The 13,857-nt window shown below is 54.2% G+C and carries 9 protein-coding genes and 1 pseudogene; 4 read left to right on the forward strand and 6 right to left on the reverse strand.

Annotated elements, in window-relative coordinates:
- A partial coding sequence (locus WCA10_RS17750) for an outer membrane beta-barrel protein (RefSeq protein ID WP_472823850.1) occupies positions 1 to 2,636 on the forward strand: 2,636 nt, incomplete at its 5' end.
- Between the two features lie 194 nt (positions 2,637 to 2,830).
- Here WCA10_RS17750 and WCA10_RS17755 read toward each other — a convergent pair.
- Positions 2,831 to 3,211 (reverse strand): cyclic nucleotide-binding domain-containing protein, encoded by a 381-nt coding sequence (locus WCA10_RS17755; protein WP_472823851.1) that lies wholly within the window; start codon positions 3,209 to 3,211, stop codon positions 2,831 to 2,833.
- Between the two features lie 365 nt (positions 3,212 to 3,576).
- Here WCA10_RS17755 and WCA10_RS17760 point away from each other — a divergent pair, with 365 nt between their 5' ends.
- Entirely contained in the window at positions 3,577 to 3,984 is a 408-nt protein-coding gene (locus tag WCA10_RS17760) for a hypothetical protein (RefSeq protein ID WP_472823852.1), read from the forward strand.
- A gap of 245 nt (positions 3,985 to 4,229) precedes the next feature.
- Here WCA10_RS17760 and WCA10_RS17765 read toward each other — a convergent pair whose 3' ends face one another.
- From WCA10_RS17765 to WCA10_RS17780, 4 genes are all read right to left on the reverse strand, one after another.
- Complete coding sequence (locus tag WCA10_RS17765) at positions 4,230 to 4,790, reverse strand: hypothetical protein (protein ID WP_472823853.1); 561 nt, start codon at positions 4,788 to 4,790, stop codon at positions 4,230 to 4,232.
- Positions 4,791 to 5,061: 271 nt separating this feature from the next.
- The gene (locus WCA10_RS17770) at positions 5,062 to 6,126 is read right to left on the reverse strand and encodes an AI-2E family transporter (RefSeq protein ID WP_472823854.1); all 1,065 of its coding nucleotides are present in this window, start codon (positions 6,124 to 6,126) and stop codon (positions 5,062 to 5,064) included.
- Positions 6,119 to 8,077: a heavy metal translocating P-type ATPase gene (locus WCA10_RS17775; protein WP_472823855.1), complete on the reverse strand. Its 1,959-nt coding sequence runs from the start codon at positions 8,075 to 8,077 to the stop codon at positions 6,119 to 6,121. The genes WCA10_RS17770 and WCA10_RS17775 overlap by 8 nt, the downstream gene beginning before the upstream one ends.
- Positions 8,078 to 8,780: 703 nt before the next feature.
- Positions 8,781 to 9,587, reverse strand: a complete 807-nt coding sequence (locus WCA10_RS17780) for a BON domain-containing protein (protein WP_472823856.1) — start codon at positions 9,585 to 9,587, stop codon at positions 8,781 to 8,783.
- A 637-nt stretch (positions 9,588 to 10,224) separates the two neighbouring features.
- Between WCA10_RS17780 and WCA10_RS17785 the strand changes: the two genes are divergently transcribed.
- Positions 10,225 to 11,958 (forward strand): PEGA domain-containing protein, encoded by a 1,734-nt coding sequence (locus tag WCA10_RS17785; protein WP_472823857.1) that lies wholly within the window; start codon positions 10,225 to 10,227, stop codon positions 11,956 to 11,958.
- A gap of 253 nt (positions 11,959 to 12,211) precedes the next feature.
- Positions 12,212 to 12,553: an HPF/RaiA family ribosome-associated protein gene (locus WCA10_RS17790; protein WP_472823858.1), complete on the forward strand. Its 342-nt coding sequence runs from the start codon at positions 12,212 to 12,214 to the stop codon at positions 12,551 to 12,553.
- A gap of 935 nt (positions 12,554 to 13,488) precedes the next feature.
- Here WCA10_RS17790 and WCA10_RS17795 read toward each other — a convergent pair.
- Positions 13,489 to 13,707 (reverse strand): annotated as a pseudogene (locus WCA10_RS17795) (transposase domain-containing protein); the annotation flags it as partial.
- Positions 13,708 to 13,857: the final 150 nt, after the last annotated feature.

Here is a 13,857-nt window from a genome sequence, read left to right on the forward strand (position 1 = left end):
TAGGTGGACCGGCCTATATTCCTCATGTCTACAACGAGGAAAAGAAGAAGACCTTCTTCTTCTTCAACGAAGAGTGGCGCCGGATTATCCAGGGAAGCTCACCAAATCCGCAAAATGCAATTCCGACGGCTGACCTTCCGACAGCGGGTCAGGATTTTGTGTATACACTGCCGAAGTTCAAGCCCGCGGCACAGACTCAGATCTATGTTCCGGTAGTGGCCGATCTGGCCTTCAACGCAAAGCTATCCGCATTAGGCTTGACGCCCGGCCAGCCGTTCCCGAATAACAAGATCCCCGGCGGCTTGCTCGATCCGAACGCTGTCATGTTCGCGAATCTCGGTGCGGTCCCCGTCGCCAACTCCAGCGGCGATCAGTACTCGCAATCTGTTCCGACTCCTACTTACGTTCGGGAGGAACTGTTTCGCATTGACCATCATGTGAATGACAAGTGGCAGCTGATGGGGCACTTCATCCACGACGCTGTCAGCCAGGATTACGCGGTCGCGATGTGGGGCAATAACAGCTATCCGACAGTCGGAAACACTTTCGTGAATCCGTCGTATAGCTCCGTCATTAAGCTCACGGGTGCGCTCTCCCCCAGCGTGCTGGTCGAGGCCGCGTTTAACTACAACGGGAACAAGATCTCGATCGATAACACGGGCATTTTTGCTCAGCCGTCTGGTTGGAACGCCGGAACCTACTTCCTGAATCAGAATGCCAACAAACGACTGCCCGTCATCAACCTGGGTTCATGGGGCACCTGGTTCGATCAATCCTCCTGGCCGTGGAAGAACGCCGCGGAAGACTATGCGGAGGTATTCGGCCTCTCCGTGACCCGCGGCCAGCATGCCATGAAATTTGGTGGCGGATACAACCGGTACACCAAGAACCAGCAGATCTTCGGCCGCTCACAAGGTCAATATCAGTTTAGTGATTCAGTAGATGCAGCCGGCGTACCTACCGGTGGGCTAGCTGGTGATTCCTACATTGATCTTCTGCTCGGATTTGCAACCAATTATCAGCAGCTTCAAAATCAGGACATTCGTCATTACGTGAACCAGACCCTTTCGTTGTACGCGCAGGATAACTGGCATGTGAATCCGCGGCTGAGCATTCAGTTCGGTCTTCGTTACGATGCGTTGCCTCACGCGTGGGAACGAAACAACCGAATCTCTAACTTTGAGCCCAATCTCTACCAAGCGGGCCTCGTTCCTGTGATCAGCTCGGATGGAGCTCTCGACCCAACCGGACCGGGATTTCAAACCGTGGGGGGTTCCCGCTTTTATATGAACGGAGTTTCTGTGGCGGGCCAGGCAGGTACACCTCGCGGCCTCGTGCAGAACTTCTACCATACCTATCAACCTCGCGTCGGGTTCTCGTACGACCTGTTCGGCACAGGCAAAACAGTGCTTCGCGGCGGCTTCGGCACATTCTTTGAACGCATGCAGGGCAACGACATCTACAACGTTGCCCCGAGCCTTCCGTTCTCAAATACTCCGGCAGCAACGAATGTGGAATTCTCAAACCCGAGCATGAGCTGGGTCACAGGCGGATCGGCCAGCACGCCGACATTCCCGCAGGGAATGACGACACTCGCGAAGTACTATCCTGCCCCGGGTGTGGCGCAATTCAGCCTCGGAGTGCAGCACGAAGTGCTGCCTTCTCTCATCTGGGTAAATCAGTACGTCGGCAACATCGGCTGGCATCAGAACGTCAACATTCCAATCAACGGTTACAGCTTGTCCACATCGATGGATGATCGTTGGCACACTGCACAATCTGGAAACTACGCTGCTGCTCACGGTGGCGCCCCTAAGCTCTCCGCTGGTTACACGGAGCAGCTCGCGAGCTTCCCGGGGTTCGCCGATATCGTTCAGCAGTCAAATGTGGCTACAACGAACTACAACGCGTTCCAAACCGGATTGCGCCAGCAGAACAAGTTTGGCCTGAGCTTTGAAGTCGACTACACGTATTCACATCAGATTGACACCCAAATTCAAAGTGTAGATCTTATTCAGGTAAGTAATCCCTGGAATCTGAAATATGACAAGGGTTCGGGCGCCCTCGATCGGCGTCACATGTTGAACATCAACTACGTCTACAAGCTTCCATTTTTCCAAAGCTCAACGGGACTGATCCACAGTGCTCTCGGCGGCTGGAAGCTGGCCGGCACAGTCATCGCCGAATCGGGACTGCCATGGTTCGGCGTCGGTGCACCGGGTGGCGGATATCCCGACACGGTTGGTCTAGGTGGGACTTACACCATTCGTGCAAATGCGAATGGGAGACCGGTCTATCCGAAAAAGAATAACGCAAATGGAAACTATCAGTGGGTATCGAACTCCGTCTTCTCTGAGCCGGTGCCTTCCTGGCTTGGCGGATCCAATCTTGGGTTCGGCAACGCAGCTCGAGATCTGGTGGTAGGCCCGGGGCGCACAAACTTCTCTACGTCGCTCTACAAGACCTTCGACTTTGGCGACAAGGCAAGTTTCGAGTTTCGGGCAGAGAGCTTCAATACCTTCAATCACACGCAGTTCAATAGCATGCACAACACCGCGAACAACACGAATTTTGGTGAAGTAACCGGTGCATATGACCCAAGAACCTTCGAACTGGGAGCAAAGCTGATCTTTTGAGCCAGCAGTGGGGGCGTGGCTACTTCCCCCCCTTCTTGCCACGCCCCTGCTGTTTACCAAGGTCCCGCGAATCTACACCATCGGATGCAATGCCGGAATTCGCCTCACCATCACGCTCAGCCAGCAAAAGGGGACAATTTGTCGCATGCAGGAATGGAATCACAAGGGCTTTTGGGCTTTTGCTCAGACCAATGTCAGTCATTGCCTGCAGAATGTAGCTGAGGACGGCTTCCGAGCTTCCACAAGAGTGCCGAAAGGACCAGTCGCGCGGCGCGAACTTCTTTGGCAAGAATCTCCAATACCTTGGGGAACAGGCAAGGCTCCGATTGCATCAACTCTTCGAAATCCTTCCGTGCAATAAAGCTCACCTCCGAGCTCTTATATGCCAGCGCGCTCAGACAGTGGCGCTCGTTCGCAACGAGTGCAGGTAAGCCGAGAATGGAGCCAGGGCCGACCGTGAGGTGCGCAACTTCCTTGCCGTTTTCGGTCTTGATCAGGAGTGAGGCAATGCCGCTCTTAAGAACGTAAAGACCGAGCGGAGATTCCCCTTGTTTGAAGAGAATTCGTCCGTTCATACACGATACTGTTATAGAGCATTGCTCTAGAGCCTGAAGCAGGTTACAGTCTGGAACGAACGGATTCTGCATCATCAGCCTCTTCGCAGCTTGGCGTTGCCCGGAGTAGACGGTCCATTTCTGATCGATAAAGAATCTTCGCATTTCGCAGTATGGAAAGTGCGTGATTCAAATCACAGGACTAGGATCAGCTTGCCCACCACTCCCATCAACTACCACTCTCCCTTTGCTACCGGACAAGTGAAAGCAATTTCAAGTTGCAGTGTGGGCGCTCACCGCAATGCCAGCCATAGGGCGGGTTGCACGAAATTGCTCTTGGACAGGACACGTCACTGGTCGATCCCGTGAGCGTACTATTTCTAGGCATGAAAAGACTCTTATCAACAATTCTTACGGCGCTTCTGATCCCTCTCCTGGCGTTGACGGGCACTGCTCAGCAGGTTGCTCCGCTATCAAAGAATGCGGCTGCGGTCAAGCGAAAGGCAGATACACTTCGTCTCCACGCTCCCATCAGTGTTATCCCAATACACGGAGAAGAGGAGTACGGTAACTTCTTATCCAGCGATGCGGAAGAGTTCGCGTTCTACGATGTTGACCGCAAGACGGAAGTGACTTTGAAGTACGCCGATGTCCGAAAGATCAAGGATGGCTATGGCGGTTACAACTCGGTTCGAGGAAGGCACACCGATCGTACGAAAACCATTATCGTCGTCGTGGCGGTCATTGGAGGACTTGGAGCGCTCATAGGTGCGGCTGCCTCGGCAAAGAATTGACCTCAGCTGAGCAGCGATCAGTCCGGAACCAGTGCTAACAGGATGCGGCTCGCATAACGCGCACAAGCGACGGCGGCGGGGGATCGGTAATCCCACTTGGAAGAACCTTGCACCAATCGTCTATGAGTCTAAAAGAGAAGAGGTCGGGGCCGCTTCGGACCGGCCCGAGGAATTCATTGTGAAAACTGATGTTTCAGGAGAGGTCCCTCGTGCGCCGTTTGTAAGGCGCACGAGGGTTCGTTGAGCTATTCGTTCTCGGCTGTAACCGGGAGTTCCAGGCTCTTCTCCAGAAGACTTGCCTTTGTCTTCGCCTCACCGTAGTCGACAAAATCGGAAATCAGCTGATTTGTCCTGCTCATCAGCTCTCGATTCGCCTTGGCGTAATCGCGGTATGGCGGCATTTGCACTCTGTTCTTGTTATCGTTGAAGTGATCGATGGTGGCCTGGAGATGATCGGCCATCTCATGGAGCAGAGGATCGATGCGATCGATTGCTTCTTGTTGCCAGGGGGATCCGTCTGGCCGCATCGACTTGAGCTTATTGAAGTCGTTGATCAAATCGTTTGCATGAACCTTCATTTGGGTTAAGCGGTTTCCATGCGACTGCCACGACATCGTGGAACGTGTGTAGGATTCCAGTGTTACCGCATCCTCTTCGGCAAGCACGGCATGCGACTTCGCTTCCTTGAGCAGGTCTGTGACTGCGCTCGAGTCGGTGCTTTGCGACTTTGCGAACGCGGGCATTAACAACAGCAACCCTAGAAGCGCAGTCTTTTTCAATGTGGCTAGAACCAGTGTGCTACTCATGTTTCCTCCTGGGCGAGGTCAGTTGATTTCCAGAGCCCTGCGGCTCTAGATAGGCTCGCCCGCTCGCAAATGGCCGAATTGAGATTTGAGGTCGAAGCTCCTGCACTCAAATGTTCGGCGTTCATCTGAGCACTCGCACGGTATGCTTGGCGCATCTGAACGGTTGTTCGCAGGCCGCGCGCTCGCTATCTTGATTAGCACCCCGTGTGCCATTCTCTGGCAGATCGATAAGCACTAACCCCTTTGTAAGATCTCGAATCGCGAGCGGTTGTCAAAGAGCTTGAACTCGCTGTGGCAATTTATGAACAGGGCAACCGGGCGTGGGCTGCGATTTCTCAGGTGGCAACACGACGCTCAACACGCTGAGCGTTACAGCCGTAAGCGGAGCCGCCAGTGCCACACCCAAGGCACCTGCGATCGAACCGAGCAGGAGCTGTGCGCTCAAGGTTAGCGATGGCGGAAGCTTGACAATTCCGCGGTCCGCCAAAGGAGAAACAAGGTTTCCCTCGAGAAAGTGTGCCAAGCAAAACAGCAAAATCGCGAGTATGCCTTTCGTGGGGCTAATGGCGAAGGCGAGCAACGCCGCGGGAACTACAGACAGAATTGGCCCAATATTAGGAACGAATGTCAGCAGGGCTGCGATGATGCCCAACGTGCCTGCCAGCGGTACGCCCATTAGGAAAAGCCCACAGGAGATCAACGCTCCAATCGCGGTCATCGATAACGATCTCGCCAGGAGCCAAGCACGGACCGTTTTCGTCACCGAGGTCAGGCAAGCCTCAAAAGTCGACCGAAACGTCGCCGGAACAATCCGGCGGACGCCACGCAAATAGAAATCCGGCTCCGCGCCAAAGTACAAGCTTGAGATGGTGACGAGCAAGATCGCTGCGATCGTAGCCCCAGTCAAGTACATCGCGCCGCCAATGCCGGAAAGCACGAATGATGCTCCACGTGCCAACTGCTCAGAATCTAGTGTTTGTGCAAGCATCCAGCGACCCCAAGTTTCAGATTGCAGACGCATATGGATCTGGCGGATCGCAGAGGGAAAGATTAACTGCAGGTCACCGATCTGTTGCAACAGCAGGCCACCGCGTGCCCAGATCAACAGCGTAATCATCAAACTGATACTTGTAATCACAATTGCGAATGCGAAGCCTCGGCGCATCGGTATCCATGACCTGAGCCACTTAGTGAACGTGGACAGGATCAACGCACCGATGCAAGAAGCAAAGAGCAACAGAAGAACGTAGCGTGCAGCCCATGTTAGCCAGAGAAAGAGGACGGCAACAACACAGATCAACACAACAAAGACCGCACGCTTTCTGAAGTCATCCATGTTGAATCACAGGAGGTGCCTTATGCGTGTCGTCGGCTGTTCGAGGCAATTCTCTTCCAGCCAGCTTCTCGACCGCCGGCACTGCAAAATCACTCAGCGGACCGCTCGGCAGGATCATGCGTAGTGAGTTTAGGATCGCGGCCAGGTCAATGAATTCCTGGAGAATTGCGCCCTCGATCGGAGCAAGGAGGCCAAAGAATCCCGCTCCCATGCCTACAGCGCTAAGGACCATGCCTCCGATCGCACTCGTGAGAGCAATGCGGCGCATCCTATTTCCAATGTGAATGAGTTCATCTACACTGCCCAGCGAGGACTGCAGGACCACGGCTCCGGCCGCTTCCGATGTGACGTCACTGTTGACCCCAAGTGCAATTCCAACGGTTGCGTTCATCATTGCAGGAGCGTCGTTGATGCCATCGCCGATATACAGCGTGTTTTCTTTCTTCGTCAGTTCCTTAACGAGCGCGAGCTTCTCTTCTGGGCTCTTTCCCCCGAAGACCTCAGAAATGTCCATCCCTTCGGCGAAATATTGCACCTCGGCAGGCCGATCTCCGGAGAGAAGTACAACTTTTGAAAAGCCGTGGTGAGACTTTACATGCTTCAGGAATGGTTTGCTCTCAACGCGTGGTTGATCACGGAAGCGCAGCAACCCGGCAAGTTTGTCGTCGATCAGGAGAACGCACTCCATTCCTGTCGGGAGGTCGTCTAGTTGCTTCTTCTGTACAGCCGCCGGCAGCTTCTTACGACTGGTTAGCATTACCAAGTGACCGGCAATATCACCGCGCATGCCGCGCCCTGGCGCTTCTTGAATCATTTGCGGGTTCAGTAACGGAATCTTCTCCTCTTCCGCGGCATGCAGAACTGCGCTTCCCAGGGGATGTTTCGAATACTTTTCGAGGCTCGCCGCCAGCTGGACCAATTCCCGTCTCGGCCAATCGTCAAGGCAAAGAACTTCGGTAAGAATCGGCTTGCCATAGGTAAGCGTTCCCGTTTTGTCGACGATGAGTGTGGCGCACGACTTGATCTTTTCGAGGATGGAAGGATCTTTCACCACGATTCCGCGACGCGCTGCCACGGAGATCGCACCTGTGATTGCGACAGGAATTGCAAGAAGCAAGGGACAGGGGGTGGCAATGACCAGAACGGCCAGGAAGCGCTCTGGATCCCCGCTCACGATCCAGGCCAATGTAGCGACCAACAGCGAAAGCGGGGTATACCAGATTCCAAGTCGGTCGCCGAGTCGTTGAATTCTGGGACGATTCTTCTCCGACGCGTGCAGAACCTCTACGATCTTCGCGTATCTCGAGTCTTTCGCAACTTGCGTGGCCTTGATCGTCAGTGCAGAATCTCCATTGACCGCCCCGGATAGGACGAATGCGCCGGGCGCTTTCTCAATCAGAAACGGTTCTCCGGTCAAATAGGACTCGTCCATCCGGCCCAAGCCGCCCAGGACGACGCCGTCTACGGGGCATAGTTCATGCGGATAAACGCTGAGCACTTCGCCAACCGCGATTTGTTCGACCGAAACGTCTGCGATGATACTTCCGGCACCAAGTCGGTGAGCAATTTGCGGCATTCGTCGTGCGAGGGCCCGCAGCACAGAGGACGCGCGGCGGGTTGCGTATTCCTCCAAAGCTTTTCCGCCTGAAAGCATGAGGATGACGATAGCGGCAACCCAGTACTGATGAAGAAGAACGCCACTCACGATCGAGAGAAACGCGAGGATATCAACACCAAAATTGCCGCGCGCAAGTTGAATGAGAAGTTCGATGCACAGGGGCAAGCTGGCAATGATGACACTGACGAGCAGTATGGTGCTTCGTGAACTCGCGTTGGGAAATGCAATCGGCGCGCTCCATGCGGCGAACATGCTCCCGAGCATGAAGACAGCTACAAGCCCGTGAGACAACGACCCGAACTGCTCGCGAAGCTTGTCCAATAAGGGCTTCATCTCGTTGCTCCTTGGTCACGCTGTTCTTCCAATCACCAGTTGGGGTCCGTGCGCGGCTCGCGTCACCGGCAGACCGATCTCCTGCACCGCTCTCTTGATCGAAGGCCTGTTTGCCCGGCGTTCGAAAATCAGCCCGTCACTGGTCCAGTGTCGAATGCTCAAAACCTCGCAACATTGTTCGCATAGCCAGAAGTAGCGAGACCGAGCAACGCAAATGGGGAACCCCCCGTCGCTCCGTGTTATGCGTTGTTCTGGAGAAACTTCAAGCTCGATCAAACGCAGCACGCCGCTTGTCAGGTCATCCGCTGCCCGACCGCATTCTGGATTTGCGCAATGCATCTTGAGATCCCTTTCTGACACAAGAATCTTGAATAAAAGGTGTCACTATGCGGCGATCTGAGGTTGGAACATGCACAGCCGCCCTATTGAGCCAAGGCACTGGAATTCCCTCGGTCTTCAGAGAAGCAATCCCCGGTCCATATTGGAGGGCGCAATCTGCATCGGGAACCGGGCAAACCGCGAGACAACCCGGCTTACGGCCAGGTTCTGTCAAAACATTGCGACGAAAATGTCAGAATTCTTGTCGGGCCGATCGCATGTCGCACGAAGGACCTATAAAACAGTGGCCCAGGCGCATTCTGAAAGCTCAGAGTTGTTAACGCGCGACATTCGATCAGCCAAGCAGAGGTTGGTGAAGGAGGTGCTACTTTTGCATCTCATCCGATTGACCCGCAATTTGCAGGTAGTTCTTAACACTGAAGACGCCTGGAACGCCATTCGCGCGCATGAAGGCGACGTCTTTATCGGCTCTAGAGTCGACAATGCCGTAAAGTTCCACGTGGCCATTTTGAACCGAGATGCGAATGGGCTTCGCTGGGTCAATAGAGTATCTGTTGAGAGACGGATAACCGTAGATCGCACGTGCCACCGCTATGCGAGTCTGGTCGTCCATTATCGAAACCGGATCCACTTCGATCTCTTCAATCACGTCCTTGACGCCGGGCTGGGTGGACACCAGGGCCAAAGCGGAATCCTTATCCACATCAGTTCGCGCATGACCGCCAAGAGACACGATTCCGGATTCGACGGTCAGATTGATCGCATTGAAGGCGTTGCCATAGCCCACCCGATCATAGGTCAGCTTTTCCTGAAGTTTCGCCTGAAGTTCCCGGTCCGGAATACTTGGGCCGGCAACGTCGACGAGATTACGGACCGCGATGACTCCGCTCGCCTTTCGTACCCGCTTCTCTGCATCTGCTTTGTATTCGTAGAGGTCGACGGTGCCGGTAAGGGTTGCGATTCCATTCTCGACACTCACCTTAACCCCACGGTATTGCTTTTTATCCAGCCTGGCAGAGGCCGCGGTTGTCGCGGGGTTGCTGTCTTGGGCTAAAGCACTGACGCCTGTCTCATTCGTCGCCGCTACGGAGGGTTGGGGAATAGTAAAAATAGAAACCACAACAGCAACCGCAAAAAACGAAATGCTCGCTTTGTTGATCGCCTTCGTCATGTCAGATTCCTTGTCTTCGCGAAGTGTGTTCGCGAGAGTTCGAGTGGCCATACAATCGACGCGCAGCTGCCTGCACTCCTCAGGGAGGATCTCGCCTGAGCAGTTGACTGCTCGGAGCGTGAAGACTGAAACCGCTGCGACTGGAAGGCCCTAACCCACTCTATTGCACTTCGTGCTCCAAAGCCTGCCGTCATCGATACTTTGATTTGCTCGATCCTCATTGGCCCACGTGCCATGGTTCGCTGATGGATCGTTGACTTCACTGGCATGCCAACGAGTTGGGATGCTCTGTTGAAACTCAAGATCAGTCATGTAGGCAACCATTTAGCTAGGCCAGTTCGATCTTGATTCACCGTAGAATTCGCAGCATTACTTTAAACCGCGCTCGCTGCGCCTTTCGGGCCAACTTCATGAACCAGTTCTAACCGGGCTGAAATCGTCGGTCAGATCAAAAAACTCGAACGAGGCGTCAGAATCTTTTGACGCTCTCTCCGTGGTCCGCGGTAAGCGTCGATCTGAATGCTCGATTCTCTGACAACCGCTCTGGCTATCTAAATGCAACGATGCGCAGCATGGAAAGCCTTCTTGGCAATCGTGTTGCTTTGGCAACCGATGAACGGTTAGCGAGGAGATAGGAATGAAAACTGCAAACCATATATGTCGCGCGGGTGTTCTTGTCGTAATGCTTGGGATAATTGCTGGTCTTCCAATGTCTGCGCAGGACGGCAAGCTCAAAGTGAAGGTCCATCCTCCAGAGGCATACGTCTTTGTGGATGGCCAGGCGATGGGACAGGCTTACCATTCGGTCATGCTCAGTCCGGGTAACCATCGCATCGATCTGGTCAATTATGGCTATAAAACAGTCACACGTGACATTTCCATCTCATCCGGTGAGACCCTGCGCCTTGAGGCGCAGCTCGAGCCAATTCCGGAAACGGTGACGGGGCCTTGGGGATGCATCACTATCGAAAACGCCCAACGGGATGCCGTGTTGCTCAACGGGAAGACAGAAGAGTTTTTCGTTGGCCACGGCGATGAATTCAATCACGAGCTTGGGCCTAAACAGGAGTTGGTGGTACCTCCCGGCACTTACCAACTGAACGTCGTGCGAGAGGGGAAGGAAATCTGGTCGGGCTCGGTGGAGGTTCCGGCCAATCAGCGGGTCGTGGTGGATATTCCCAAGGGCGTTCGGAAGACTGTGCCGTGGACGCGTGGAGAACAGATGAGTACATTGCCTCGCTTCCACGCTGGTATTGCCAGCGCCACGGTCGCAGTGGCGAAACCTACTGCCCAGCTTTCGTCGCAGACACAGGAGACCAACTGCGGAGATGCCGCGCAACTCAAATGGAGCACAACCGATGCAGGACGCGTCGAACTCACTCCAATTGGAACCGTGGCTACGTCTGGCGAGCAGTCCGTTCAGCCCCGGCAATCGACCCCCTATGAGTTGAAGGCATTTGGTCCCGGAGGCACTGCAACTGCCAGTACCACTGTCAATGTGAACAACGGAATCGAGGCAAAGCTGGAAGTTTCGCCCGCCGAGATCCGGTACACAAAAGTGGGCGACAAGGCCACGGAGCTGGCCGGTTCAGCATTGACCTGGTCTGTTTCGAATGCAACAACAGTTTCAATCGACCCCTTCGGCTCCGTTGACCCCAGCGGGAACCGACCCGTGCAGGTGGCGCCGCGAAAGTCTGACCCGGGCCCTGTCGACGAAACCGTTACCTATACCTTGACCGCTTCAAATGCATGTGGCGGAACGGAAACAAGAACCGCCACTCTGCACATCACGGGCTCCATCAAACCACCAGAGTTCGCTCTGGCGATGCGAAGTATCTACTTCTCAACTGATAAACCGATGGCAAGAGGGTCAGAAGGCTTGGCGGCCAGCCAACAGCAGACGTTGAAGACGCTTGCGGACGCTTTCAACATTTATATTGCTGACCACCCGGACGCCCGACTCGTGCTGGCCGGACACGCCGATCGGCGCGGGCCCAATCAACACAATCAAGCCCTGTCAGAAAGACGGGTAGCGGTTGTCAAGAATTTCCTGGTCAAGCAAGGCGTTGCTGCGGAGAGGATTGACGCCAAGGCATATGGTGAGAAGCAAAACCTGAAATCTGACGAAGTCAAAGAACTCATTACTCAGAATCCAGATGCGACTTACCAGGACCGGCAGAAAGGGCTGCACCGACTCACTACGATGGTTTATGCGCATAATCGCCGGGTAGATATGAATCTGAGCACAACGGGACAGCAATCAGTTCGCAACTACCCCTTCGCTGCAGAGGATTTTTCAATTCTGGTCAAGCGCGGTGAATTGAAAGAGGGAACGGCAGGATCTGCAGGAAAGGAGCATGTCGGAGACTAAGCAACGAACAGGAGCGATTGCCAGCCAGCTTCAAAATGAGCAGGCTGGAAGTTGCTCCCGACCGTGTTTGGAAACTGCAGATTGGGACTGATCAGACTTCGCGGCGGGACGACGCATGTGCATGCGCGCCCAATGTGGTCGAGATGCTTCGCCGAAAACGCAGGATCGGCGGCCACAAAAGGCTCATCCAGCTCAATTCTTTTCTTAGGAAATGAACCTCACAGTCAAATCCAGAGGCTCTGCCGGAGGACAAATGAAGATCCAAATCAATGGCGACCATACTATTGTTGTGGACACAGGCTTAAAGGATTTTGTTGAACACGAAGTGAGCCGTCTATTGGACAGGTTCGCCATGAGGCTTACGCGGGTCGAAGTCCATCTAAGCGACATCGATAACAAGAAAACCGGTACAGCGGACAAGCGCTGCCTGGTTGAGGTACGCCCAGCGGGCTCCCGGCCTCTAACCGTGAGCGCGCGATCTGCGAACCTACCGTATGCAGTAGACGAGGCGCTGCGCAAAATGCAACGGTCCCTCACTACGTTCTTCGGGCGAAGGAGAAGCCCGGCGGTCAGCAGTCTCTCGATGCATAAATGAATCGAGGGATGGTTTCCACTGAGTGTCCGCTCGCAAGTCAAATATTCTGTGCGGTACAGTTGAGCAGTTTCCGGCTAAGCTGATTCGCTCATTGAACTATCAGTACCGAAAAACCGGCTTCCGTCCACTGAATTTCCGGCGGATCTTCAAGGAGCGTATTATCCGCCGATGCGCCCAACGAGAATGGAACGCGGAGCACATGGCCGTATAGTCGTCTCGGACAAGTGGCCCAGAAAGCTGTTGCGAGGTTGCCAAGCAAATTTGAGTGAATGATAAAGGACCGCTATCGCCACCTGAGCTCGACCGGTCTCCAACAATCTGAAGTTCGTTCCTAAGGTGCGTCTGCATCGGAATAGTCGCGATTTGACAGTTGAGAGCGAAAGGCGGAGACCATTGCACAGGAAGAAGCGATGGGAGCTGAGGCGCCAACGTGCCAGATACTGGGAACAATCAGCCATTCATTGAAAGCCATAGGAGATCGTATGAGCAGATTTCAACAGGGAAGTCTCTTTAAGATGGAGCGCAAAAGCCGCCCGGATGTGTGGGTTTTCAGATGGTATGACAATGCCTCTGGAAAGCGAATCTACAGGAAGCAGATCATTGGGTGCGTAGGTCAGATTCGGACTAGACGAGAAGCGGAAAAGGCTGTCGTTGCACTTCGTAGTTCCATTAATGTCGACATTGGAACGCCCCAAAACATCTGTGACCTTGCGGCCCATTATCGAGCGAACGAACTGACGCAGGATCGAAAATCATTTTCAACCATTGACAACCATCGACTGCTGTTCAAGCATTACATCGAACCCCGTTGGGGAAGCCATCGACTCGGTGCAGTTCGCACTATGGGTAAGCGTCCTGAGTTCCCCACTTGACTTGGCTGAGGAGTGATCCATGAGGTGTCCACTACCTTTTTGGTGGACACCTGATGAGTGTGACTAAGCGGCTTGGAAGGATTGTGTCTGTATTGACGGGGCGAGGTTCCAGGGCAGGAGCTCTTCGATGCGGCTGATGGGATGTTCGGCGATCTGAGACAAGACAATGCGAAGGTAGAGCTCTGGATCGAGGCCGTTCAGCTTGGCCGATCCGATCAGGCTATACATGGCGGCGGCACGTTCACCGCCGCAATCGGAACCTGCAAACAGGTAGTTCTTCCGTTTATGCAAATCTTCGCATAAACGGAATTATGTCCAGTTCCCGATTATGCGCAGCGTATTGGGGCGTGGACGTTGGATGGGCGGACCTATAGGGGCGGTTTCTGTTCAAGGAAAGCGGACTTCACATAATCGGTGGTCTCCTGATGTCGG

This window comes from Occallatibacter sp. (assembly GCF_049582745.1).
Lineage (GTDB): Bacteria > Acidobacteriota > Terriglobia > Terriglobales > Acidobacteriaceae > Telmatobacter.